This window comes from Variovorax restrictus (assembly GCF_051216715.1).
Classification (GTDB): domain Bacteria; phylum Pseudomonadota; class Gammaproteobacteria; order Burkholderiales; family Burkholderiaceae_C; genus Variovorax.
Window position 1 is genome coordinate 2,013,972 of record NZ_JBPJZH010000001.1, and the last position, 22,636, is coordinate 2,036,607.

The window sequence follows — 22,636 nt, forward strand, 5'->3', positions numbered from 1 at the left end:
AGGGCACAGCGACGGCCTGTGGTCGGTCCGGTGTGCGTGTGTCACTTTCCTGTCACGAGGCTCGGGGTTAATCCCCGCAGCCGCGCGGGGGCGCGGCACCCTTGTCCAGGAACTTGCACATGACACAACAACAATCGATTTGGGGGCGGCCACTGCTGGCGTCCATCGCCACGGCGGTTCTCGTCGCGGCCTGTGGCGGCGGCGATGGCGGAGGAACGTCCAGCACCGGCGGCACGGGCGGCACCGGCGGTACGGGCGGCACCGGCACGCCGCCGGTCGCGAAGACCGTCAACGGCGTCTTCCTCGATGCCGCCGTCGAAGGGCTGGACTATGCGACAGGCCAAGGCGCCAAGGCCCAGACCGGTGCCAAGGGCGACTTCGCCTGTGAAGAAGGCACGACCGTGCAGTTCAGCATCGGCGCTCTGGCGCTCGGCAGTGCGACCTGCGGCGCGACCGTGACGCCGCTCACCCTGGCCGCCGGCGCCGACGTGAAGTCCGATGCGGTGGTCAATCGGCTGCTCGCCTTGCAAAGCTTCGACGACGACCGGGACCCGTCGAACGGCATCCGCCTGACGGCCGAGCTTCGCGCCGCGTTGAAGGTCGGCGCACTCGATTTCGCCGCCACGGCCGCGACATTCGACGCCGCCCTCAATGGCCTGCTGGCCGCTTTGCCGGCGACCTATGCCAATCGCACGGTGGACGCCGGTCGCCGCGCGCTGGCGCTCGAGCACTTCGAGAACACGCTCGCCGCGCAGCTCGGCACCGTCGTCCAGGAATCGGCCACCCAGACCAACGCGCTCGGCACCTTGGCACTGAAGGTGTCGCGCTATCAGCTGCAGGCCGACGCCAAGTACTACGTGCCGTACGAGGGCGACAACGCCAAGACACGCGCCGACTTCCCGAACGGCTTCCTGCCGGCCTACGGCTCCGGCTTGGCCTTCAAGGGCACGGCGGCCGATGGCGCGCTGGAGTTCTATGCCATCACCGACCGCGGCCCGAACGGTGACGGCCCCAATGCGCCGGTGCCAGGTGCCCCCACCACGCTCAGCGTCAGCAAGGTGTTCCCAGCGCCGTCCTTTGCACCAAGCTTCGGCGTGGTGCGTGTCGGGTCCAACGGCGCGGTGCTGCAGTCGAGCACGCCGCTGCGCCTGAACGCCGACAAGAAGCTCACGGGCCTGCCGCCGCAGACCGGCGTCGGCGCCACCGGCGAGACGCCGCTGACCGACAAGTACGTGTTCGACGCCACCAAGGCCAACTTCGACGCCAATGGCCTCGACCCCGAGACGATGGTGCTCGACAAGGCGCGCAAGGTGCTGTGGACCAGCGACGAGTACGGGCCCTTCGTGGCACGCATCGCCATCGACACGGGCATCGTCGAAAAGCGCTACGGCCCCGGCAACGGCGCCGCCGACCTGCCGATGGTGCTGGCGCTGCGCCGGCCAAACCGCGGCATGGAAGGCCTGGCGCTCGATGTGGCCAGCGGCAAGCTGCACGGCTACCTGCAGAGCCCGATCGATCCGCGCGACAGCGCGGGCAAGTCGATCAAGGCGAAGCCGCCGGGCGGCAGCAACACCGACGTGCGCCACATCGCCAAGTTCGCGCGCTGGCTCGAGTTCGACCCGAGCACGGAGACCTCGAAGCTCTACGCCTACCCGATCGACGGCAGCCTGTACGACAAGGACCGCACCGGCAATGCCAAGCTCGGCGACCTGGTGAGCCTGGGCAATGGACGCTTCATCGTCATCGAGCAGGGCGCGCGCAAGAGCGACGGCAAGGTGATGAACAAGCTCTTCCTGGTCGAGGTGCCGGCCAACGCCACCGACATCGCCGCCATGGACCAGAACCTCGAGATCAGCAGCATCACGCAGGCCGCCTCGAACGGCGTCGACTATGCGGGCGTCGTCACGCTGCGCAAGACCGAGCTGCTGGACCTCAATGCGCTCGGCTGGCTGGCCGAGAAGGCCGAAGGCCTGGCGCTGGTCGACGACCACACGCTGGCGCTGGTCAACGACAACGACTTCGGCGTGAGCACGGTCCTGCTCGATGCCAACGGCAAGACCGTGGCCGGCAGCATGGAAGACTGCACGGTCGACGCGGCCGGCGCGATCGTCTCGGGCTGCCCGACCGGCGTGGTCGGCGCACGCATCGCACGCGGCAGCGACCTCGAGCGCCCGACGCGCGTCTGGATGCTGCGCTTCGACACCGCCTTGTCGACGCTGCGGGTACCCGCTGCGCGCTGAGCGTCAGAGCACCAGGAGGCCGGCCGGCCAGAGCCGGCGTAGCCAGGCGCCGACGACGGCGATGTGGATCAGCACCGTCGCCCAGTAGACCGCCATGAAGCTCGCCTTGCGCACCTTGTGGCGGAACAGGCGCTGCGCGCACCAGGCACCCGGCCAGCCTCCGATCAGTGCGAGCAGGTGCAGGGTGCTCTCCTGCACGCGCCAGCGCCCGGTTTCTGCCGCGTGCTTGTCGAAGCCATAGATGAAGAAGGTGAGAAGGCTGAGCAAGAGCAGCACCCCTATGGCGATCACCGGGATGCGCGACACCGAGATGCCGTAACCCAGCAGCATCGCGTAGCCGATGGCCAGCACGAGGAAGGGCAAGGCTGACGATGGCGCGGAGGCGGGTTCGCGGCGACGAGCGGGTTCTTGTGCCGCAGCGCGATGGCGGGGCGCTGCGGCCGACCTCGGGGGCTGCCGATCGGCGCGGCGGAGCGTTGCCCCGACCGCCTCGACCGCCACCGCGCGTGGTCCCTTGCCGCCGACATGGATTTCCTCGAAACGCAGTGCCATGCCGACCTGCGGCGCCACGCCGCGGTCGACGAAGTCGCGCAGGTGCACGAACACATCGGCGGAGATGTCGGGCGAGCGGATGAAGCCGAAGCCTCGCTCGCTTTCCCATCGGACGAGTTGGCCCTGGCGCTTCATCGGCGAGTGCAGAAGTGACGAAGCGCGCATTCTCTCCGACCTCTGAAATGCGAAGAGCCCGCCGGGTGGCGGGCTCTTCAAAAGGGGGTGGTGTTTGCGCGACTCAGCTCGGCAGACCGGTCACCTGCACCGACAGGTCGAACAACTTCGCCTTGCCGGCGTAGTAGCGGTCGATGCGCCATTCCTTGAGGATGTCGATGGCGATCTCGAAGGTCTCGAGGTCGAGCTTGTACAGCTCGGCGACATTGAACTGCGTTTCGGATTCGAGCGCGAGCACGAGCTGCGCGAGCGTGCGTGCGGTCTCGCTCGAGGGGTTGGCAACGATGAACTTGCGGGCGGATTTGATGGCGTTCACGAGGGATCCTTCAAGGAATAGAGGCAGACCCGGGGCCGTGGTCACCGGGTTTGTCCGGTTGAATGAAGACGCGAGCGACGGCCGGGATTCCGGGCGATTGTCGCAAGTCTCGTGTGACAGTTTTGTGACGGCGTGACACTTTGGGCTTACCCCGGCCCGGTCCCTTCGCGCAGGACGTGCAGGGGCAGGTCATGCTGGTTGGCGAGCGCTTCGATCTCGTCGCAGTGACGTTCCTGAAGGAAGGCCGCGATGGCCGCGTGGGTAGAAGAACGGAACATCGCGTCGCCCGCGTCCACACCCAGGCCCGCCGCGACGCACAGCCGGCGGGCGAAGTGCGGCTCCAGCGCCGCGAGGGCCACACGTCCGTCGCGGCACGGGTAAACGCGGTAGCCCGCATGCGCGCCCCCAACCGAACCACCGGGCCGGGTGAGGCCCCAGTGGCGCGGCAGCGCGAGGTAGTGGGCGGCGTCCGACAACGCCACCTCAATGTGCGTGCCGCTGCCGTGCATGCCGCGGTGCAGCAATGCCTGCAGCACGGCCTCGCTCGCCATCAGCGAGCCCGCCATGTCGGCGTAGAGCGTGGGCGGCAGGTCGCAGCCGGTGACCAAGCCGCTCTCGGCCAGGTAGGTCAGGTCGTGGCCGGGCTCCTCGGCGCGGGCGCCCGGCGCGCCGACGATCGCGACCATCGACAGGCGCGGATGGCGGGTGTGCAGCGCCTCCCAGCCGAGCCCGAGCTTGTCGAGCGCGGAGGGGCGAAAGGAGGTGATCAGCACGTCGGTGCAGGCCAGTTCCTGGTCGAGCTGCGCACGGCCTTCTGGCGTCTTGAGATCGCCCTGCACGCACGCGATGCCTTCGTGCATCTCGGCATAGGCCGCCGGCGCGTAGAGGCTCATCGGATCGGCCGATGACCCGGCAGCAGCGGGCGGCTCGAACTTGACGCATTCGGCGCCCATGGCCCGGCAACGCATCAGCGCGGCGGGGCCGGGCAGGTTGAGGGCGAGGCTCAGCACGCGGTTGCCGGCGAGGGGGGCAAGAGGAAGCTTGGTCATGGCAAGGTCAGTCGATGAGGTCGGCGCCGCGTTGCGCCAGCAGGTCGCGCAGCAGCGAGCGATGGCAGCGCGCCGCGTCTTCGCAGTAGCAGCCGACCGCCATCGCACCGTGGTGCGACAGCGCGGCCAGCAGGTCAAGGTTGCGGCTGGCGTCGGGCTCGGCCATTTCGCGCTGGTAGAGGCGCGTGAACGCGGCCCATTGCGCCGGCGTCTCGGCCGCCTGGCCGAGCTTCATGGTTTCGGCCGATGGGGCGAGGTTCGGGTACCACACGTCGTACCAGTCCTGGGCGGCGAACTCGGTCTTGGGCACGCCGCGCGGCGGGCGCCGCACGGTGCCGATGCGCAGCCCCTCGCCGGGTGCGCGGGGGCTGCCGAGGCGGACGATGCGAATGGCCATGGCTTTTCCTTAAGGTGCGTGTTCAGGTGCCCACGATGCCACCGTCGCGCCGCTGCACGACCACCGTGGCCGAGCGCGGGCGCGTGCTGGCCGGCAGCGTGCCGTCGGGCCAGGCGCTGCTGAGCGCGCCGGTGCCGTCGTCGCGGCGCTCGCCGGGGTGCTGCACATTGACGAACAGCGTGCGGCGGTCGGGCGTCACGACGCAGCCGGTGATCTCGCAGCCGTTTGGCCCGACCAGAAAGCGGCGGATGCGACCGCTCGCGGGGTCGGCGCACAGCAGCTGGTTGTTGCCCAGTGCGGCATGGGCGCCGGTGCCGATCGCCTGGCCGCTCATGTCGGTCTGGATCCAGAGCAGCCCGCCGCTGTCGAAGTGCAGCCCGTCGGGCGATCCGAAGGCGTCGTCGTCGGCCCGCGGGTAGCGCGCGCCGATGTCGGGCAGGGCCGGGTCGCCGGCCTGCACGAAGTGGTCCCACGCAAAGCCGGTGCTGGCCGCATCGCCGCCGTCCTCGCGCCAGCGCAGGATGCCGCCGAAGAGGTTGGGGCCGCGCGGGTTGGCGGCGTCGGCGGCGGGCTTGCCGGCGGTGCCGCGCTGGCTGTTGTTGGTGAGCGTGACATAGACCTCGCCGGTGCGCGGGTGCACCGCGATCCATTCGGGGCGGTCCATCTTCGTCGCGCCGACCACGTCGGCCGCGAGCCGGGCATGCAGCAGCACCTCGTCGGGGCCGGCGAAGCCGTTAGCGGCGTCCAGCCCGCCCCGGCCATGCACGAGTTCGAGCCAGCGGCCACGGCCATCGGCATCGAAGCGCGCGACATGCAGCGTGCCGTCGTCGAGCAGCGTGCGGTTCGCGGCGCGGGCCGCGGCGTCCTGGCCGGGGCGGACCTTCTCGCGACTGACGAACTTGTAGATGCACTCGAAGGCTGCGTCGTCGCCCATGTAGACCGCGACGCGGCCGTCTTGGGTCAGCGTGCAGGTCGCGCTCTCCTGGCGCTTGCGACCGAGCGCGGTGCGCTTGACCGGTGTGCTGGCCGGGTCGAAGGGATCGATCTCGACCACCCAGCCGAAGCGGTGCGCTTCGTTGGGTTGCTTCGACAGGTCGAAGCGCTCGTCGAAGCGCCAGTACTCGACCCACTGCGCGCCCGGCACCGTGCCGTAGCGGCGCTGCGCGGGCGTCATGCGCGCAGCGGCCTCAGGCGGGCCGCCGAAGTAGCCGTGGAAGTTCTCCTCGCAGGTCAGGTAGGTGCCCCAGGGCGTGACGCCCATCGCGCAGTTGGCGAAGGTGCCGAGCACCTGCGTGCCGGTCGGGTCGGCGGCGGTGCGCAGCCACGGCGAGCCGGCCGCCGGCCCGGCGATGCGCATCGGCGTGGCGCCGTGGATGCGCCGCGCATAACGCGACGGCAGCACCTGCCGCCAGCCGTCGGTGCTGCGCTCGATCTCGATCACCGACACGCCCATCGCATGCAGCGACTTGCGCACCTTCTCCGTCGTCCAGCGTGTGACGCCGTCGGTGTGCAGCAGCCGCTCGTCGGTGTACTCATGGTTCATCACCAGCAGGCCCCGCGTGCCGTCGTTGCCCAGCGGGAAGAAATGCATGCCGTCGTGGTGCATGCCGGCCTGCACCGCCTGGTCGGCGGCGCTGTTGCTGGCGTCGGGCGCGAAGGCCGGCATGGCGCCGGCGATGCCGGTCGGCGTGCCCCAGGGGTAGAGCACCTGCGCGCGGTACTCGGGCGGCAGCGTGATGCCGTCGTGTAGCGTCGGCGGCACCGCGCCGAAGCCCAGCATCACCGGGTCGGTGCGGCCCGGCATGGCGCAGCCCGCGCCCATCAGGGCGACGGTGGCGGCCACGCCGGCCTGCAGGAAGCCGCGACGGTCGAGCGCGAGCTTGTCAGAGGCCATGGAAGCGCACCGTTTCCTCGAGCGGGGCGCGCTCGCTCACCAGGCCGTCCAGCGGATGCGCCGTGTCGGCCGTGCCGATCGACATGCCCGTGAAGAGCATGCGCCCCGGCGGCAACGCGATGGCGTCGCCCACCGTGTCCGGATACATCGCCCAGCATTCCTGCGCGCAACTGTCCAGCCCTTCGTCGCGCAGCAGCAGCATCACGGTCTGCAGGTACATGCCGAGGTCGGCCCACTGCGGCGGGCCCATGACGCGGTCGACCGAACAGAACAGCGCCATCGGCGCGTCGAAGAAGGCGAAGTTGCGCGCGAACCAGCGGCGCCGCGCGACCTTGTCTTCGCGCGGGATGCCGAGCCGTGCGTACATCTGCTCGCCGATCTGGAAGCGGCGCTCGCGCCAGGGCGAGGGCAGGTCGGGCGGGTAGACCGCATAGGCGGGCGTCTCCTGCGTGCCCGCCGCCAGCAGCGCCTGCATGCGGGCCTTGAGTGCGGCCAGCGGTTCGCCCGCCAGCACGTCCACGTGCCAGGGCTGCAGGTTGCCGCCCGAGGGCGCGCGCGTGGCGTGGTCGAGCACGCGGCGGATGGTGTCGGCCGGTACGGGGTCGGGCAGGAAGGCGCGGACCGAGCGGCGGGAGGCGATGGCGTCGTGGAGATGCATGTGCCGATGATGCCGCGCCAACGCACGGCTCGTCGTCGCCGCTGCGATTTCGGGGGTGCTACGACACCGCGCCCGAGACCTCAGATCTTGAAGGCCCGCTGGATGTCCGGCCGCACCAGGTCCGCGTAGTCGCGGTGCTTGCGGATGTAGCCGGCGATGAACTGGCATACCGGAATCACGTGCTTGCCTTCGCTGCGCGCGGTGTCGAGCACGTGCTTGGCGAGGGTCGAACCGACGCCTTGGCCTTCATGCGCCTCCAGCACTTCGGTGTGCGTGAACATGATGGCGTCGGTCAGCAGGTTGTATTCGCAGTAGCCGGCGAGCTCGGCGCCGATGAAGGCTTCGTAGCGGTGCTTGTCGGCGTTGTTCGTGATCTGGATGTCAGCCATGGGGAGCTCCGTGCGGTGGGTCAGGGGTTGCGGGCGAGAAAGGCCTTGAGGTTCGACGCGGCCGTGCCGCGCACCTTGCGGCGCAGGCTGGGCGACCAGCCCAGCAGCAGGCCGGGCACGCCGAGCGCCTGGCGCGCCCAGGTCCAGAAGGCGAAGCGGTCGCGGTGCGTGGCGATCAGCCCGTCGGGCGTGAAGGTGAAGCGTGCGTCGATCGCGTTGTCGACGATGCGGCCGGTGGCGCTGAAGAGGTAGTGGGCGTCCCAGTGCGCCTGGCCGCCCGCGGCGTCGGCCTGCACGTCGCGGTAGGTCAACTGCCAGACATGCGCGCCCTTGGCTTGCGTGCCGGCGCACAGCATCTTCCACATGCCGCCGATCTCGCGTGCGCCGCGCAGGTCGAAGACCTCGTCGCGGAAGCTCGCATCGGGCGCGTAGCAGGCGGCCATGGTGTCGGCGTCCAGGCGCGCGAAGGCGTCGTAGAAGCGGCGGATCGTCTGTTCGTTGGCGAGCATGCTTCGTCTTTCTTCAGGGCTGGTCGAGCAGGGTCGCCAGCGTCTGCAACGCATGGACCACGGTGGCCTGGCGCACCGTCGCGCGGTCGCCGTCGAAACGGCGGCGTTCGGTGCGCGTGGCGCCGCCCACCGACCAGCCGAACCACACGGTGCCCACCGGCTTGTCCGGCGAGCCGCCGGTCGGGCCGGCGATGCCGGTGACCGCGAGCGACACCTGCGCGCGTGCATGGGCGAGGGCGCCCTCGGCCATCGCCCGCGCGACCGGCTCGCTGACGGCGCCATGCGCGGCGAGCAGCGCGGCGTCGACGCCGAGCGCTTCGGTTTTGGCCTCGTTGGAGTAGGTGACGAAGCCGCGTTCGAACCAGGCGCTGGAGCCCGCGCGCTCGGTGCAGGCGGCAGCGATCAGTCCGCCGGTGCAGCTTTCGGCGGTCACGAGCAGGGCGCTGCGGCGTTCGAGCAGCTCAGCCACGCGCGCGACCAGGTCGGGGAGGAAATCGTTGGCGTCGTTCATCGCCGGCGAGTATGCCGCGTCAGCGCGTCCTACAGGCTCAACGGTGGGATCGCACGATGCTGATCCTGCACCGCGCAGCCCATCACGTCTTGTGTACTGACTCTGATTGCGCCTTGAGCGGACGCAGAGGCTACTTGGATGCGGCGCGCTTGCGTAACGCCAGAAAGCTCCATCTCACGTCCGACCGTCCGAGCATGTCTTCGCGTTCGGCTTCGCAATCACAGCGCAAACCGTAACGTGCTGCCAATTGCACGGTGTCTTTCGCAGAAACGTCGAACATCCTTCTGCCTTCCGGTATGGGACCGTGGCGCAGCGACATGAAGATCGCACCGCCATCGGCCGTGAGTTCTGCGACTGCTTCCATTGCAGCGTGGCGCTCCTCTTGGTCAAGGTGCATCCACACCGCGGTGAGCAGGACCACATCGAACCGCCGGTTGCTCCGCCGCAGCGCTCCGAGCGTTGGTAGATGGTCGTCCATCCATTCGATCGGGAGAGCGCGGTGGATGTGTTGCCCCTCGTTGCGAAGCTCCGCTGTCGGTTCGACGGCAACGACCTGGTGGCCACGTCGCGCAAGTTCTGCAGCATCGCGGCCCGAGCCCGCCCCGATGTCGAGCACTGTGCGGGGCGGCGCGGGGAAAAGGTGCAGCAGGTCGCGGTAGACCTCGGCGAAGGTGATGCTCTCGTACTGTGAAGCCAAGAGCGATGCATTCGCGCCGTAACCGGCCGCGCCAGGAACTGTGGATGACATAGCCAGAAAAGAAGTTCGTAACGCGCGTTTCTACACGGTCCGAAGGGCCGCCGCTTCTGGCCGAAGGCGGCGGCCGGAGGATGCGACAGCACACCCCTCGCGGGAAAACCTCGCCGACTTCGATTCGCTGGGCTCAATCACTTGAGCAAGGCGCGCTCGCTGTGGCTCCCTGCATCACCAGGCCCGCCACAGCGCGATGACGATCAGCGTGCAGAAGGCCGCGACCAGGTCGTCGAACAGGATGCCGAAGCCGGCGATGGTCCAGCGCATGTCCTCGGCCGCAGCGCCCTTCTGCTTGCACAGGGCGTCGGCCCACGCGATGGGGCCGGGCTTGGCCGCGTCGAAGATCCGGAACAGCACGAAGGCGGCGAACTGCGCCCACAGCCCGGCCGGCGTGACCAGCCAGAGGATCAGCCAGAAGGCGACCACCTCGTCCCACACGATGTGGCCGGGGTCGGCCACGTTCATGTGGCGCGCGGTCACGGTGCAGGCCCACCAGCCGATCGGCAGCGACGCGAGGATCACCCAGCCGATGGTGGCCGGCGACAACCACAGCTGCATCACGAGGAAGGCGACCCAGGCCCACAGCGTGCCGACAGTCCCAGGCGCGATGCGGGGCAGGCCCGAGCCGAAGCCCAGCGCGATCAGGTGCGCGGGGTGCGAGAGCATGAAGCGGACCGTCGGATGCGCCACGGTCGGATAGATGGGAGAAGCGGACACGGCAGGCTCTCGGTCGGGCGAAGGTTCAGGCGAAGTGGTCGAAGGCGCCGAAGCGCTGCGTGACCGGCGTGCCGCTGGCGTCGACGATGCGCAGGCCGGTCTCGGCCTCGATGCGGCCGATGCGTGCGACCGGTGTGTCGGCCCGTTGCGCGGCGGCGGCCACCGCGTCTCGCCGGTCGGCCGGTGCGGTGAAGAGCAGTTCGTAGTCGTCACCACCCGACAGCGCACACAGCCGCAGCAGTTCGGGTGTCAAGGCCGCTTGCGCGGCGAGCGGATGAGCCGGCAGCCGCATGCGCGCCACGGCGGCATCGGCGTCGACCTGCGCCCCGACGCCGCTGGCGCGCAGGATGTGGCCCAGGTCGCCGATCAGGCCGTCGCTCACGTCCACCGCGGCGGTCGCGACGCCCTGCAGCGCCTGGCCCAACGCATTGCGCGGCGTCGGTGTCTCCATGCGCTGGCGCGCGATGTCGAACAGTTCGCCCGGCAGGCTCAGCGCGCCGCGGAAGACTTCGAGCGCCAGCCGCGCGTCGCCCAGCGTGCCGCTGACCCACAGGTCATCGCCGACCCGCGCGCCCGATCGCAACAGCGCGGCACCGCTCGGCACTTCGCCGAACACGGTGATACAGATGTTGAGCGGGCCGCGCGTGGTGTCGCCGCCGACAAGCTCGCAGTCGTGCGCCTCGGCCAGCGCGAACAGCCCGCGCGAGAAGCCTTCGAGCCAGGCCTCATCGACGGCCGGCAGCGAGAGCGCGAGCGTGAAGGCCAGCGGCTTCGCGCCGCAGGCGGCCAGGTCGCTGAGGTTCACCGCCAGCGCCTTGTGGCCGAGGCGGGCCGGGTCCACGGTCGAGAGAAAGTGCCGGCCTTCGACCAGCATGTCGGTCGACACGGCCAGTTGCATGCCGGGCGCCGGCGCGAGCAGTGCGCAGTCGTCGCCCGTGCCCAATGGCGAGCGCTTGGCGGGCCGCGCGAAGTAGCGCGCGATCAGATCGAATTCGCCCATCGCGCTCACTTGGTCGGGTTCCTGAAGCGCAGCGCCGCCTGCCGCACCACCTCGGCCAGCAGGTTCTCCTTGGCCTGCTTCTCGCGCAGCCAGCGCGCGTCGTTGCGGCTGGCTTCGACGTCGGTGCGCAGCCCGGCCAGGTGGCTCGTGGCGCCCAGCGCCTCGCTGTGCCATTCGAGCTGCGTCATCGTCATCAGGATGTGCTCGCGCAGTGGCATGTGCTCGCCGGTGGCGGGGTCGACGTACACCGCGTCCAGCCCGAAGCGGCAGGCCTGGAAGCGGTTGTAGGTGTAGACCAGGTAGTCGTCTTCGGTCGGCGTGAAGGGCTGCTCCGCCAGGAACCATGCGCCCAGCGACTGCACGTAGCCGGCCAGCGCCGCGGCGCGCTCGACGGTCAGCGGCGTGTCGAACACGCGGATCTCGATGGTGCCGAACTCGGGCTTGGGCCGGATGTCCCAGTAGAAGTCCTTCATGCTGCGCACGACGCCGGTGCGGGTCATCTTGGCGAAGTAGGCCTCGAACTCGCGCCACGAGAGCGTGAAGGGCGCGCGGCCCGACAGCGGGAAGGCGAACACCGAATTGAGCCGGGCCGAGTCGAACTGCGTGTCCTGCCCCTGCACATACGGCGACGAGGCCGACAGCGCGATGAAGTGCGGGATGTAGCGCGACATGCGGTGCAGCATCAGCAGGGCCGCGTCGGCGTCGGGGCAGCCGATGTGCACATGCTGGCCGAAGATGGTGAACTGCTTGCTCAGGTAGCCGTACAGCTCCGAGAGCTCGCGAAAGCGCGGCTTGTCGTAGATGCGCCGCTCGTGCCACTGCTGGAAGGCGTGCGTGCCGCCGCCCACCACCGCGATGTTGAGCTTGTCGGCGTTGCGTACCAGCGCATCGCGGATCGGCGTGAGCTGGTCGATCACGTCCTGCGCCGAATGGCAGATGTCAGTCGAGATCTCGATCATGCTCGAGGTCATCTCGGGCACCACGCTGCCGGGCAGCGGGGTCTGCGCCATCAGGCGCAGCATGTCCTCGGCATAGGGCGCGAGGTCGTAGTCGTTGGTGTTGACCAGCTGCAGCTCGAGCTCGACGCCGAGCGACAGCGCCTCGGACTTGTTGAAGGGCTCGAGTTCGACCGTTCGGTCGCCCGGGCGCTTGGGCAGGTTGGCGATGCTCATCGTTGCGTCTCCCGGTCGTCGGTGCCGCGGAACACATCGGGCAGCCAGGGCTTGAGGCTTTCGCCGGAGGCATGGATGGCGACGGTGGCGAGCACCGCGCCCACCACCTCCATCACCAGGATGGCCGGCAGCGCGATCTGCGAGATCATCGCGCCGAGCAGCGGCGAGGCGGTGGCGAAGTTCGATGCGATCAAGAGCGCGATCGACGACAGCGGCGACATTGCGCAGCCAACCCAGAAGGCCTGCTTCCAGCTCGCGCCGCTGCCGGGGTTGGCGATCGCCACACCGGCGATCTTGGCGAGCAGACGCACGCCGATCACCGCCAGCACCAGGCTGGCCACCGGCAGGCTCCAGTCGCCTTGCGCGGCGACGATCGACACCAGCACGAACATCAGCATGGTCAGCAGCGAGGCAGCCGTGCCCAGCTGCCGCGGCCAGGCCCAGGGCTTGGGGTTGAGTTGTTTGAGCAGGATGCCGCCGATGAGCGCGGCCAGCGGCGCGGCGCCACCGAAATGCGCCGCGAGCGCCGCGCCCACGCCGATCAGCGCCAGCAGCAGGATCGAGGTGTTCTCGCTGGTCGGGCTCATCACGCGCAGCGCCGAGCGCAGCGCCAGCGCCAGCACCGCACCCACCACGAAGGACACGCCCAACACCACCAGCACCGGGTAGAGCTTGTTCATGAGCCCGGCCGGGCCGCGCTCCAGCAGGCCGGCCTGGGCATAGCCGAGCGCGAGCGCGTAGAAGGTGTTGAGCGTGGCCAGCGTCAGGGCGCGTTCGGTCACGGGGCCGGAGGCGCGCGTGTCCATCACCACGCGGCTGAGCACCGCGGGCGAGGCCACGATGGCCATCAGCGCGACCGGGTTGGCCACAGGGTTGGGCACGCCCAGCCAGTGCAGCGTCCAGAACACGCCGAAGTAGGTCAGCGCCGATTCGAGCAGGCTCTGCAGCAGCACCATCGGGTTGTGGCGGAACCAGCGCAGCGGCAGCCGGCCGCCGGCCTCGAACAGCACGATGGCGACGCCGAGTTCCAGCAGGAACAGCGGGATGCCCTGCAGCGGCCACAGCGCACCTTCGAAGCCGGCCAGGCCGACGACGGTGCCGACGACCGAATAGCCGACCACCTTGGGCATGCCCATGTAGCGCTGCACCAGGTGGCCGGAGGCGGCCGCGGCCGCCAGCAGCAGCGACCACAGCACGGTGGGCAGGCCGGCGGACGGGCGTACCCAGTCGGCCCAGAAGCCGAGGATGTCGGCGGGAATGAAGGAGGTCATCGGGAAGGGATAAAGAAGCTCGCCGGCCGCCTGCGCAGGCGCGCCCAGATGGCGCGGCGGATGCGGGCCCGGTCGAGACCGCTCACGCTGTGCGCACGCAGCGCCAGGCGGAAGGCGAAATAGAAGCTGACGCCGACGTTCAGCGCGCCGATGGCCGGCACGGCGGCCACGGCCCACCACAGCGCGGGCTCGTGAAGCACCGTGGGGCCGAGCGACGCGGCGGCCGCACCGATCTGGCCGGCCGACAGCGTGACATGGCGCACGTCGAGCCCGAGCCCGAAGAAAGCTGCAAACGCCGGCACCAGGCCCAGCATCAGGCCCAGCGAGATGTTCGACGCGAAACCGGAGATGTGTGTGCGCATGAAGTCGGCCCAACGGCGGGCGCGTTCGGCGCCGAGCACGGCACCGATGCGGGGGTTGTAACGCATGGCGGAATCCAGGCGATGCAGGACGAAGGCATTTTCGGTCCAGCCCGCCACGATGCTGGCCGCGAACAATAGCAGGCCCGTGAACCCGGCATAGAACAAGGTCGGGCCGGCCAGGGACAGGCCGTGCAGCACCTCTCGCGCGTGTGCCGCATCGATCAGCGGCCGGCCCAGCGCCCACTGCGTGCCGGCGCCGATGGCCAGCATCACCGGCACCACTGTGCCCACATTGCCCAGCACCGCCGCGACCTGCGAGCGCACCAGGTGCGTGACCTCGTCGACGAAGTCGTCGACGGCGCCGTCGGCCTTCAGGTCGCGCAGCTTGGCGGCCATCGCCGGCGCCGTCATGGCCGGCTGCTTGGTGGCGAGCGTGAGGTGCAGCAGCTGGATCGCCACGAAGCTGGCGGCGTACATCAGCCCCGACCCGAGGCCGGCCCAGAAGGCCGACAGGCCCAGCGCCAGGATGCCGAACTTGAGCAGCACCGTGAGCGCGGTCAGCGCACCCCCGCCGGCTGCCTTGCGCACCATCTGCAGGTAGGCGCCGCGGTCGCGGGTGATGTAGTGCTCGCCGGCCTCGGCGCTGCGCTCGGTGACCTTGGCGGCCAGCATCGACGAGTTGGTCGCGACCAGGGCGCGCAGGCTGTTGCGCTCGCCGCCGGCCGCCACCAGGCGGCCGACCAGGCGCGCCACGCTGGCGTGCGGCGCGGGTGCCATCAGGCAGTCGAGCAGCTCGCGGATGCGCAGCACGCGCTCGCGCAACTGGCGCACGCGGAACACCAGGCCGACCGAGATGCCGTGGTCTTCGAGGTGGGTGTAGACCGACGAGGCGCCGGCGCGGCAGGCGTCGAGCCGGTCGCGGAAGGCGATGAATGCGGCCTGCAGTTCGGCCTCCTCATGCGGCTTGTCGAACATGGCGTCGCGCAGGTCATCGAGTTCGGCCATGAGCGCGTGGAAGGGCCGCGCTGCGCGCGCCGCGTCGCTCATGCGCAGCCGCAGCTCAGGCGAGAAGCCGGCCGCGACCACCTGGCTGCTGCAGTAGGTCACGGCGTCCATCACGGTGTGGCGCCAGCGGGGCGTGCCGTCTGCCGGCGCATCGGCCAGTACCGCGCCGATGCGCGCCAAGGCCGCGTCGTCGAGCAGCGCGATCCAGCGGGCGTCGAAATCGCCCGGCAGCACCATGCGGAACAGCTCCGACGCGTCCGTGGTTTCGGGCGTACCGGGCAGCAGCTTGCGGCGCAGGCGGTCGGTCAGCTCGCTCAGGAAGGCGGTGCGCGGCGCGAAGCCGTAGTCGGCCAACAGCGTGGTCAGGTCGACGTCGCGGATGAACGCGGCCCACCAGGCCTGCGCCTGGGCGCGCAGCGCCGGCCGGGCGTCGATGGCGTCGAGCAGCAGGCCGACGCGCGCCGCCGCGGCGTTGGGCGTGCTGCGGTCGCCGCGCAGCCAGTCGAAGAGTTCGATCAGCCAGACGTGGCGCGCGGCCACGTCCGCCGTCGGGTCGAGCCGGGCGAGCAGGGTCGACAGATCGCGCGGGGCGCTCATCCGTGGGGGGCGTGCGAGATGTGCGGAATGGGGGGCAGTGTGCGCGTCAGTGCAGCACGCGCGAAGCCGGGGCGCCCGGGGCGTCGGCTTCCAGCAGGAACATCGGCACGGGCACGTCGAAACGGTCGCCCGCCTCGCTCACGAAGAAATAGCTGCCGTGCATCGTGCCGCTCGCCGCTTGCAGGCGGCAGCCGCTGGTGTAGCGGAAGGATTCGCCCGGCGCCAGCAGGGGCTGCTGGCCGATCACGCCGAGGCCCTTGACCTCCTGCGCATGGCCCGAGACGTCGTTGATCAGCCAGTGGCGCGCGATGAGCTGCGCCGGTACGTCGCCCGTGTTGGTCACGGTGATGGTGTAGGCGAAGGTGTAGACGTGGGCCTCGGGGGAGGACTGGTCGGCGAGGTATCGCGGCTCGACGGCGATGTGCATGGCGGGCTGGGACATGCGGGGATGGTAACGGCTGCGACCGCCCCGCACGCTGCGACAATCACCGCCATGAGCAGCCCCACCTACCGCATCGCGCCCTCGATCCTCTCCGCCGACTTCGCGCGCCTGGGCGCCGAGGTGACCGAGGTGATCGCCGCCGGCGCCGACTGGATCCATTTCGACGTCATGGACAACCATTACGTGCCGAACCTCACCTTCGGCCCGATGGTCTGCCAGGCCCTCAAGCCGCATGCCAAGAAGGTCGACGGCACGCCGGTGCCGATTGACGTGCACCTGATGATCCAGCCGGTCGATGCGCTGGCCACCGCCTTCGCGCAGGCCGGCGCCGACTACATCAGCTTTCACGCCGACGCGTCGCCGCACGTGCACCGCAGCATCCAGGCGATCCGCGCGGCGGGTTGCAAGCCGGGGCTGGTGTTCAACCCCGGGGCCGGGCTGGAAGCGCTCGACTGGGCGATCGACGACATTGACCTCATCCTGATCATGAGCGTAAACCCCGGTTTCGGCGGCCAGAGCTTCATCGATTCGGCTTTGCGCAAGATCGAGCAGGCGCGCAAGCGCATCGAGCAGAGCGGGCGGGACATCCGACTCGAGGTCGATGGCGGCATCAAAGCCGACAACATCGCCCGCGTGGCGTCTGCCGGTGCCGACACTTTCGTGGCGGGCAGCGCGATCTTCAATGCGAAGGACTACGCCAGCGTGGTGTCGGCGATGCGCGCCAACCTCGGTACCGTTACGGCTTGACCTTGTCGTTGTAGGTCCGGTCGGCCTCCGCGCCGCGGCTGGTGTCGACCACGCCGCGCTCCACATCGTCGTGGGCACGCTGGCCGAGTTCGGTCGCCGCTGCCGATCCATCCTGGTTCTGCTGGCTGCCCGACGATTCGTCGCGCTCATGCGGCAGCTTCGGCGCCGACTCGCCGCCTTGCTGGACCTTGGTCTTGCCGTCCTGGTCGGGGCGCACGGCGTCGGTGTCGCGCGGCTGGTTGTCTTTGTTGCGTGGGGTGGTGACCATGGCTTGCTCCTGTAGTTTCTTCTTGTGCCATGCGCTGCGGAAAAGTCCGGTAGGACCGGCGGGCCGGCCCCTGTAGGATCGTCGGCGATGGCCGATTCACTGCTCCAAGACACCCTCCGCATTCACAGTTTTGCTTCCACCGAGCCCGGCCCGCGCCTCATCGTGCTGGGCGGGGTGCATGGCAACGAGACCTGCGGCACCGTCGGCATCGAGCGCGCCGTCGCCGAACTCGACAGCGGCGCGCTCACCTTGCTCCGCGGCCAACTCACCATGGTGCCGGTGGCGAACCCGCTGGCGCGGCGACTGATGCAGCGCGAGGGCGAGCGCAACCTCAACCGCTCCTTCCGTCCGAGCGAGGCGCCGGCCGATTACGAAGCGCGCATCACCAACCTGCTGTGCCCGCTGCTCGACCGCCACGAGGTGCTGCTCGACCTGCATTCCTTCCAGAGCGCGGGCGAGGCTTTCGCGATGATCGGCCCGCGCGACAACATCGGCACGCTCGAGCCCTTCTCGCGCGCTGCCGAAGAGGGCCGGCTGGCGCTGCACATCGGCACGCCGTGCGTGGTCGAAGGCTGGCTCGACATCTACGCCGCCGGCCTGGCGCAGCGCGCGGGCGGCACGCCGGCCGACGACGCGGCGCTGGCCTTCGGCTGGGGCACCAACGAATACATGCGCAGCCGCGGCGGCTACGGCGTCACGCTCGAATGCGGCCAGCACGCCGACCCCGCCGCGCCGGACGTGGCGCACGCGGCCATCCATTCGGCGCTGCGCCTGCTCGGCATGGTGGCGGGTGACGCCGTCGCACCGCCGCAGCCCGCGCTGCTGCGCCTGGTCAGCGTGACCGACCGCGACGACGAAGAAGACCAGTTCGTGCGTGAATGGGCCACCTTCGACCCGGTGGCCAAGGGCGAGCCGATCGCCATGCGTGCCGACGGCCGCGTGCTGCACGCCGAGCGCGACGGCTTCGTGATCTTCCCGAATACCGAAGCGCAGCCAGGTGCTGAGTGGTTCTATTTCGCGGTAGAAAGCGATCGGCGGCTTTAGGCCCACGACGCGCGAAGCGGCGTTCCTACATCGGTGAAGCGGAGGGCGACGTACCTTCGAAGACTGGAGGATTCCGTATGCCCGCATCGCATTCACCCGCTCCCCGCGTCCTGTGGAAGGGCGCCATCAGCTTCGGCCTGGTACACATCCCGGTCGCGCTCTACTCGGCCACTACCGACCACAGCATCGACTTCGACTGGCTCGACAAGCGCACGATGGACCCGGTCGGCTACAAGCGCATCAACAAGAAGACCGGCAAGGAAATCACCAAGGAGCAGATCGTCAAGGGCATTGCCTACGAAGACGGCCAGTACGTGGTGTTGACCGATGCGGAGATCGCCGCGGCCTACCCCAAGACCACGCAGACCGTCGAGATCGAGACCTTCGTCCCGGCCGACAGCATTCCCTTCGTCTACCTCGAGCGGCCTTATTACGTCGCACCGATCAACCGCGGTGCCAAGGTCTATGCGCTGCTGCGCGAGACGCTGCAGCGCACCGGTCGCGTGGGCGTGGCGCGCGTCGTGATCCAGACCAAGCAGCATCTCGCCGTGCTCGTGCCCTCCGGCCCCGGCCTGGTGCTGAACCTGCTGCGCTGGGGCGCGGACATCCGGTCGTGGAAAGACCTGCCGCTGCCGGCCGAGAGCGCCAAGGCCGCAGGCCTGTCGGAGCGCGAGTTGAAGATGGCCGGCGAGCTGGTCGAGGACATGAGTTCCGACTGGGACCCGGACGAGTTCAAGGACTCGTTCAAGGACGAGATCATGCGGCTGGTCGACCAAAAGGTCGCGGCCGGCGACACCGAATCCGTGACCCAGCCGGAGCCGTCGGAAGAGGGCAGCAGCGGCGGCGCAAAGATCATCGACCTGACCGAACTGCTGCAGCGCAGCCTGCGCAAGGGCGGCAAGGCGGCGACGGGCTCGGATGGGGAAGAGGATGACGAAGCGTCGGCGCGCTCCACGAAGTCCAAGCCTGCGGCCAAGTCGAGCGCCAAGGCCGGCAAGGCCACCAAGACGCCCGCCCGCAAGACTGCGGCTTCCAAGACGCCGGCCAAGGCGCCCGCGAAGCGTCGCGCCGCCTGAGGGGCCGCACCATGGGCGCACGCGAGGCACTCGCTCCCTATCACCGCAAGCGCGACTTCGCCAAGACACCCGAGCCGCGCAGCGGCGGCAAGTCGGCCAAGGGCGTGCTCGCCTTCGTGGTCCAGAAGCACCATGCGAGCCACCTGCATTACGACTTCCGACTCGAACTCAACGGCACATTGGTGAGCTGGGCGGTGCCCAAGGGGCCCTGCCTCGACCCGCAGGTCAAGCGCATGGCGGTGCATGTCGAGGACCACCCGATTTCCTACGGCGGCTTCGAAGGCACCATCCCACCGGGCCAGTACGGTGCGGGTACCGTGATCGTCTGGGACCGTGGCGAATGGCGGCCTGATGGTGATGTGGGCGATGCGCGCAAGGCACTGGCGGCCGGCAAGCTCAAGTTCGAACTGCGCGGCGAGAAGCTGCGCGGCCACTGGACGCTGGTGCGCATGCGTGGCAAGGGCGAGAAGCAGGAGCCTTGGCTGCTGATCAAGGAAAAGGATGTCGAAGCGCGCCCGCTCGCTGACTACGACGTGACCGAGGCGTTGCCGGACAGTGTGGTCACCGGGGCGTCCGTCGATGCACCGACGGTGGGGAAGAAGCCATCGGCGAAGACAGCGGCCCGAAAGCTCTCATCGCGGAAGCCCTCCACCCGCGCGGTCGCGCTTCCGGCTACCTTCGCGCCGCAGCTCGCAACCCTCGCCACGTCGCCGCCGGGCGACGTCGACGATTGGCTCTGGGAACTCAAGTTCGACGGCTACCGGCTCCTCACGCACGTCGACAAGGGCCGGGTACGCTGCTTCACCCGCAACGGCCATGACTGGACCGACAAGCTGCCCGAGTTGGCGAAGGCGCTGGCTCAGCTCGATGTGCGCTCGGCCTGGCTCGACGGCGAGATCGTGGTGCAGGGCGAGAACGATGTGCCGAGCTTTCAAGGCCTGCAAAACGCCTTCGAGCGGCGATCCACCGCGTCGATCGTCTACTGGGTCTTCGACTTGCCCTTCGTCAATGGTACGGATCTGCGCGAACAGCCGGTCGAGGCACGGCGCGAGCGGCTCGTCGCACTTCTGACGGAGGACCTGGCGCCACGCCTGCGTTTCAGCGAGAGCTTCGACGCACCGCCGCGCGATTTGCTCGCGTCCGTCACCGCGTTGGGCTTCGAAGGGCTGATCGGCAAGCGCAAGGGCTCGGCCTACGTGTCGCGCCGCTCGTCCGACTGGATCAAGCTCAAGAGCCACCAGCGCCAGGAATTCGTGATCGGCGGCTACACCGCGCCCAAGGGCTCGCGCGCCGGCTTCGGCGCCTTGCTGCTGGGCGTGCACGACGAACAGGGCGCGCTGCACTATTGCGGCAACGTGGGCACCGGTTTCGACGGCAGCCGCCTGGCGGACATCAAGGCGCGGCTGGACAAGCTGACCACCGACCGCTCGCCCTTCGTCAAGGGCGATGCCGGCGTGCCGCGTTCGGTGAAGGCGCAATGGGTCAAGCCGCAGCTCGTCGCCGAGGTGAGCTTCGGCGAATGGACGCGGGACCACCGCGTGCGGCACAGCGTGTTTCAGGGCCTGCGCACCGACAAGCCCGCACGGCAGATCGTTCGCGAGAAGGCGGTCGCCGTGGGGCCGCCGGCCCAGGCTTCGGCAGCGCCCAGAAAGACGTCCATGAAGAAAGCCAGCTCGACCTCCACGCCCCGCATCACCAACGCCGACCGCGTGATTGACACCGACAGCGGCGTCACCAAGGGCGAGCTGGTCGACTACTACGCGCAGGCCTCGTCGCTCATCCTGCCGCACCTCAAGGGCCGGCCGGTGTCGCTGGTGCGTGCGCCCGAGGGCATCGGCGGCGAGCTGTTCTTCCAGAAGCATGCCAAGGGCACCGACATGCCGGGCATCACGATGCTCGACCCGTCGCTCGACCGCGACCACGACCCGCTGCTGCAGATCGATCGCGCCGAAGGCCTGGTCTCGGCAGCGCAGATGAACGTGGTGGAACTGCACACCTGGAACGCGACCTCCAGCGCCATCGATCGCCCCGACCGCATGACCTTCGACCTGGACCCGGGCGAGGGCGTCGACTGGTCGCACATGCAGGAGGCGGCGCTGCTGATGCGCACGCTGCTCGACGAGCTGGGCCTGGTCGGCTTTCTCAAGACCAGCGGCGGCAAGGGGCTGCACGTGCTGGTGCCGATCCGCCGCCACTACGGCTGGGACGACGTCAAGGGCTTCTCGCAGGCGGTGGTGCAGCACCTGGCGCAGACCATTCCGGAGCGCTTCGTCGCCAAGAGCGGCCCGCGCAACCGCGTCGGCAAGATCTTCGTGGACTACTTGCGCAACGGCTTCGGCGCGACCACGGTGAGCGCCTGGTCGGTGCGTGCCCGCCCGGGCCTGGGCGTGTCGGTGCCCGTGGCTTGGGAGGAACTGCCGTCGCTCCGCTCAGGCGCGCACTGGACCTTGAAGACGGCACCTGAACGCTTCACCGTCGGCAACGCGCCCTGGGACGCGTGGGAAAAAGGCCGCAAGGGCCTGGCCAAGCCGATGAAGATGGTCGACTTCAAGCCGACCGAGTCCTGAAAGGGCCGCTCAGGCGTTCGTCACTTCGTCGGTCACGACATTGAAGTGGTTCAGCGTGTTGGCGCCGAACACCATCGTGATCGGCACGTCCGCCGCGTCGCGGCCGCGCGCGATCACGATGCGGCCGATGCGCGGCGTGTTGTGGCGCGCGTCGAATGTGTGCCAGCGGTCGCCGAGGTAGACCTCGAACCAGGCGCTGAAGTCCATCGGGTAGGGCACCGGCGGGATGCCGATGTCGCCGAGGTAGCCCGTGACATAGCGCGCCGGGATGTTCATGCAGCGGCACAGCGTGATCGCCAGGTGCGTGAAGTCGCGACACACGCCGACCCGCTCGCGAAAGCCTTCGAGGGCAGTGCGTGTCGCGCGGGCCTGCTGGTAGTCGAAACGCAGGTGGTTGTGCACGAAGTCGCAGATGGCCTGCACCCGGTGCCAGCCCGGCGTGACGTTGCCGAACTGCGACCAGGCAAAGGCCAGCAGCTCGCTGTCGACCTCGCAGTAGCGGCTGGGCAGCACGAAAGCGAGCGTCGACACCGGCAGGTCGGCGGCCGGGTGCTCGATGGCGCCATAGTCGACCGGGTCAGGCCAGCCGCTGTCGTACACGACGGCGTTGTTGCGCAGTCGAACGCTGTTCACCCCATAGGGCACATGCACGCGGGCGCAGAAGTTGTCGAAGCTGTCCTGGTAGTGGTCGGTCTGCAGCGGCGGGCTGATGGTGATGTTCTCGCTGCCCTGAACGTCACCGCTGCGTGAGGGGTGAACCTGAAGCATGTAGATGAGCGAGGTGGGCGCCGTGACGCCGATTTCGATGTCGTAGCCGATCTGGATGAGCATGGCGTCGCTTTGCGAAGAGGGGATGAGGGGCATCAAGCAGGTTCGGTGCCCGATCGGGCCGATGGATGACCGATCGTAGGCCCAACGTGCTCGCGCC

23 protein-coding genes are annotated in these 22,636 nt (G+C 69.3%); 5 read left to right on the plus strand and 18 right to left on the minus strand.

Annotation, left to right across the window (positions count from 1 at the left end; all coding sequences use genetic code 11):
• The first annotated feature begins 119 nt into the window (after positions 1-119).
• The gene (locus ACSFA0_RS09535) at positions 120-2,240 is read left to right on the plus strand and encodes an esterase-like activity of phytase family protein (protein WP_435449948.1); all 2,121 of its coding nucleotides are present in this window, start codon (positions 120-122) and stop codon (positions 2,238-2,240) included.
• 3 nt (positions 2,241-2,243) lie between these two features.
• Here ACSFA0_RS09535 and ACSFA0_RS09540 read toward each other — a convergent pair whose 3' ends face one another.
• The 16 genes from ACSFA0_RS09540 to apaG all read right to left on the minus strand — a co-directional run bounded on the left by ACSFA0_RS09540 (position 2,244) and on the right by apaG (position 16,006).
• Positions 2,244-2,957 carry a DUF1294 domain-containing protein gene (locus ACSFA0_RS09540; protein ID WP_435449949.1) on the minus strand — a complete coding sequence of 238 codons (714 nt, stop codon included), beginning with the start codon at positions 2,955-2,957 and terminating at the stop codon, positions 2,244-2,246.
• 73 nt (positions 2,958-3,030) lie between these two features.
• On the minus strand, positions 3,031-3,282 hold the full coding sequence (locus tag ACSFA0_RS09545; RefSeq protein WP_435449950.1) for a hypothetical protein: 252 nt from the start codon (positions 3,280-3,282) through the stop codon (positions 3,031-3,033).
• 146 nt (positions 3,283-3,428) lie between these two features.
• The gene (locus tag ACSFA0_RS09550; protein WP_435449951.1) at positions 3,429-4,331 is read right to left on the minus strand and encodes a CoA transferase; all 903 of its coding nucleotides are present in this window, start codon (positions 4,329-4,331) and stop codon (positions 3,429-3,431) included.
• 7 nt (positions 4,332-4,338) lie between these two features.
• Positions 4,339-4,728 (minus strand): DUF488 domain-containing protein, encoded by a 390-nt coding sequence (locus ACSFA0_RS09555; RefSeq protein WP_435449952.1) that lies wholly within the window; start codon positions 4,726-4,728, stop codon positions 4,339-4,341.
• A gap of 22 nt (positions 4,729-4,750) precedes the next feature.
• A complete protein-coding gene (locus tag ACSFA0_RS09560) occupies positions 4,751-6,622 on the minus strand; it encodes a PhoX family protein (protein WP_435449953.1) in 1,872 nt (623 codons plus the stop codon).
• Positions 6,612-7,280 (minus strand): nitroreductase family protein, encoded by a 669-nt coding sequence (locus ACSFA0_RS09565; protein WP_435449954.1) that lies wholly within the window; start codon positions 7,278-7,280, stop codon positions 6,612-6,614. The genes ACSFA0_RS09560 and ACSFA0_RS09565 overlap by 11 nt, the downstream gene beginning before the upstream one ends.
• An 80-nt stretch (positions 7,281-7,360) precedes the next feature.
• The gene (locus ACSFA0_RS09570; RefSeq protein ID WP_435449955.1) at positions 7,361-7,669 is read right to left on the minus strand and encodes a GNAT family N-acetyltransferase; all 309 of its coding nucleotides are present in this window, start codon (positions 7,667-7,669) and stop codon (positions 7,361-7,363) included.
• Positions 7,670-7,689: 20 nt separating this feature from the next.
• Positions 7,690-8,178 (minus strand): nuclear transport factor 2 family protein, encoded by a 489-nt coding sequence (locus ACSFA0_RS09575; protein ID WP_435449956.1) that lies wholly within the window; start codon positions 8,176-8,178, stop codon positions 7,690-7,692.
• A 13-nt stretch (positions 8,179-8,191) separates the two neighbouring features.
• Entirely contained in the window at positions 8,192-8,689 is a 498-nt protein-coding gene (locus tag ACSFA0_RS09580; protein ID WP_435449957.1) for a CinA family protein, read from the minus strand.
• Positions 8,690-8,819: 130 nt separating this feature from the next.
• Positions 8,820-9,437 (minus strand): class I SAM-dependent methyltransferase, encoded by a 618-nt coding sequence (locus ACSFA0_RS09585; protein ID WP_435449958.1) that lies wholly within the window; start codon positions 9,435-9,437, stop codon positions 8,820-8,822.
• A gap of 174 nt (positions 9,438-9,611) precedes the next feature.
• Positions 9,612-10,106 (minus strand): phosphatidylglycerophosphatase A family protein, encoded by a 495-nt coding sequence (locus ACSFA0_RS09590; protein ID WP_435450935.1) that lies wholly within the window; start codon positions 10,104-10,106, stop codon positions 9,612-9,614.
• Between the two features lie 76 nt (positions 10,107-10,182).
• Positions 10,183-11,157: a thiamine-phosphate kinase gene (thiL, locus tag ACSFA0_RS09595; RefSeq protein WP_435449959.1), complete on the minus strand. Its 975-nt coding sequence runs from the start codon at positions 11,155-11,157 to the stop codon at positions 10,183-10,185.
• Between the two features lie 5 nt (positions 11,158-11,162).
• Positions 11,163-12,329: a YbdK family carboxylate-amine ligase gene (locus ACSFA0_RS09600; RefSeq protein WP_435449960.1), complete on the minus strand. Its 1,167-nt coding sequence runs from the start codon at positions 12,327-12,329 to the stop codon at positions 11,163-11,165.
• Positions 12,326-13,600 (minus strand): cation:proton antiporter, encoded by a 1,275-nt coding sequence (locus tag ACSFA0_RS09605; protein WP_435449961.1) that lies wholly within the window; start codon positions 13,598-13,600, stop codon positions 12,326-12,328. Before ACSFA0_RS09605 ends, ACSFA0_RS09600 begins: the two co-directional genes overlap by 4 nt.
• Entirely contained in the window at positions 13,597-15,564 is a 1,968-nt protein-coding gene (locus ACSFA0_RS09610; RefSeq protein ID WP_435449962.1) for a site-specific recombinase, read from the minus strand. The genes ACSFA0_RS09605 and ACSFA0_RS09610 overlap by 4 nt, the downstream gene beginning before the upstream one ends.
• Positions 15,565-15,610: 46 nt before the next feature.
• On the minus strand, positions 15,611-16,006 hold the full coding sequence (apaG, locus tag ACSFA0_RS09615) for a Co2+/Mg2+ efflux protein ApaG (RefSeq protein ID WP_435449963.1): 396 nt from the start codon (positions 16,004-16,006) through the stop codon (positions 15,611-15,613).
• A 51-nt stretch (positions 16,007-16,057) separates the two neighbouring features.
• On the opposite strand from apaG, the gene rpe reads away from it, so the two are divergent.
• Positions 16,058-16,753, plus strand: coding sequence for a ribulose-phosphate 3-epimerase (rpe, locus tag ACSFA0_RS09620; protein WP_435449964.1), 696 nt, complete (start codon positions 16,058-16,060; stop codon positions 16,751-16,753).
• Here the strand turns inward: rpe and ACSFA0_RS09625 are convergent.
• A complete protein-coding gene (locus ACSFA0_RS09625; protein ID WP_435449965.1) occupies positions 16,743-17,021 on the minus strand; it encodes a hypothetical protein in 279 nt (92 codons plus the stop codon). The two genes, rpe and ACSFA0_RS09625, sit on opposite strands and share 11 nt — an antisense overlap.
• A gap of 87 nt (positions 17,022-17,108) precedes the next feature.
• Here ACSFA0_RS09625 and ACSFA0_RS09630 point away from each other — a divergent pair, with 87 nt between their 5' ends.
• The 3 genes from ACSFA0_RS09630 (at position 17,109) to ligD (ending at position 21,708) form a co-directional block, all read left to right on the plus strand.
• A complete protein-coding gene (locus ACSFA0_RS09630) occupies positions 17,109-18,065 on the plus strand; it encodes a succinylglutamate desuccinylase/aspartoacylase family protein (protein WP_435449966.1) in 957 nt (318 codons plus the stop codon).
• A 77-nt stretch (positions 18,066-18,142) separates the two neighbouring features.
• Positions 18,143-19,141 carry a non-homologous end joining protein Ku gene (gene ku / locus ACSFA0_RS09635; RefSeq protein ID WP_435449967.1) on the plus strand — a complete coding sequence of 333 codons (999 nt, stop codon included), beginning with the start codon at positions 18,143-18,145 and terminating at the stop codon, positions 19,139-19,141.
• Between the two features lie 11 nt (positions 19,142-19,152).
• A complete protein-coding gene (ligD, locus tag ACSFA0_RS09640) occupies positions 19,153-21,708 on the plus strand; it encodes a DNA ligase D (RefSeq protein ID WP_435449968.1) in 2,556 nt (851 codons plus the stop codon).
• A gap of 9 nt (positions 21,709-21,717) precedes the next feature.
• On the opposite strand, the gene ACSFA0_RS09645 is transcribed toward ligD, so the two are convergent.
• Entirely contained in the window at positions 21,718-22,539 is an 822-nt protein-coding gene (locus ACSFA0_RS09645; RefSeq protein WP_435450936.1) for a transglutaminase-like domain-containing protein, read from the minus strand.
• Between the last annotated feature and the right edge of the window lie 97 nt (positions 22,540-22,636).

Bases quoted from the DNA above. Each gene is read 5' to 3' on its own strand.
- ACSFA0_RS09600 (WP_435449960.1), bottom strand. From the start codon at position 12,329: ATGAGCATCGCCAACCTGCCCAAGCGCCCGGGCGACCGAACGGTCGAA.
- apaG (WP_435449963.1), bottom strand. From the start codon at position 16,006: ATGTCCCAGCCCGCCATGCACATCGCCGTCGAGCCGCGATACCTCGCC.
- ACSFA0_RS09585 (WP_435449958.1), bottom strand. From the start codon at position 9,437: ATGTCATCCACAGTTCCTGGCGCGGCCGGTTACGGCGCGAATGCATCG.
- thiL (WP_435449959.1), bottom strand. From the start codon at position 11,157: ATGGGCGAATTCGATCTGATCGCGCGCTACTTCGCGCGGCCCGCCAAG.
- ACSFA0_RS09605 (WP_435449961.1), bottom strand. From the start codon at position 13,600: ATGACCTCCTTCATTCCCGCCGACATCCTCGGCTTCTGGGCCGACTGG.
- rpe (WP_435449964.1), top strand. From the start codon at position 16,058: ATGAGCAGCCCCACCTACCGCATCGCGCCCTCGATCCTCTCCGCCGAC.
- ACSFA0_RS09630 (WP_435449966.1), top strand. From the start codon at position 17,109: ATGGCCGATTCACTGCTCCAAGACACCCTCCGCATTCACAGTTTTGCT.
- ACSFA0_RS09550 (WP_435449951.1), bottom strand. From the start codon at position 4,331: ATGACCAAGCTTCCTCTTGCCCCCCTCGCCGGCAACCGCGTGCTGAGC.
- ACSFA0_RS09555 (WP_435449952.1), bottom strand. From the start codon at position 4,728: ATGGCCATTCGCATCGTCCGCCTCGGCAGCCCCCGCGCACCCGGCGAG.
- ACSFA0_RS09560 (WP_435449953.1), bottom strand. From the start codon at position 6,622: ATGGCCTCTGACAAGCTCGCGCTCGACCGTCGCGGCTTCCTGCAGGCC.
- ACSFA0_RS09580 (WP_435449957.1), bottom strand. From the start codon at position 8,689: ATGAACGACGCCAACGATTTCCTCCCCGACCTGGTCGCGCGCGTGGCT.
- ACSFA0_RS09645 (WP_435450936.1), bottom strand. From the start codon at position 22,539: ATGCTCATCCAGATCGGCTACGACATCGAAATCGGCGTCACGGCGCCC.
- ACSFA0_RS09625 (WP_435449965.1), bottom strand. From the start codon at position 17,021: ATGGTCACCACCCCACGCAACAAAGACAACCAGCCGCGCGACACCGAC.
- ACSFA0_RS09565 (WP_435449954.1), bottom strand. From the start codon at position 7,280: ATGCATCTCCACGACGCCATCGCCTCCCGCCGCTCGGTCCGCGCCTTC.
- ACSFA0_RS09570 (WP_435449955.1), bottom strand. From the start codon at position 7,669: ATGGCTGACATCCAGATCACGAACAACGCCGACAAGCACCGCTACGAA.
- ACSFA0_RS09535 (WP_435449948.1), top strand. From the start codon at position 120: ATGACACAACAACAATCGATTTGGGGGCGGCCACTGCTGGCGTCCATC.
- ku (WP_435449967.1), top strand. From the start codon at position 18,143: ATGCCCGCATCGCATTCACCCGCTCCCCGCGTCCTGTGGAAGGGCGCC.
- ACSFA0_RS09610 (WP_435449962.1), bottom strand. From the start codon at position 15,564: ATGAGCGCCCCGCGCGATCTGTCGACCCTGCTCGCCCGGCTCGACCCG.
- ACSFA0_RS09575 (WP_435449956.1), bottom strand. From the start codon at position 8,178: ATGCTCGCCAACGAACAGACGATCCGCCGCTTCTACGACGCCTTCGCG.
- ligD (WP_435449968.1), top strand. From the start codon at position 19,153: ATGGGCGCACGCGAGGCACTCGCTCCCTATCACCGCAAGCGCGACTTC.
- ACSFA0_RS09590 (WP_435450935.1), bottom strand. From the start codon at position 10,106: ATGCTCTCGCACCCCGCGCACCTGATCGCGCTGGGCTTCGGCTCGGGC.
- ACSFA0_RS09540 (WP_435449949.1), bottom strand. From the start codon at position 2,957: ATGCGCGCTTCGTCACTTCTGCACTCGCCGATGAAGCGCCAGGGCCAA.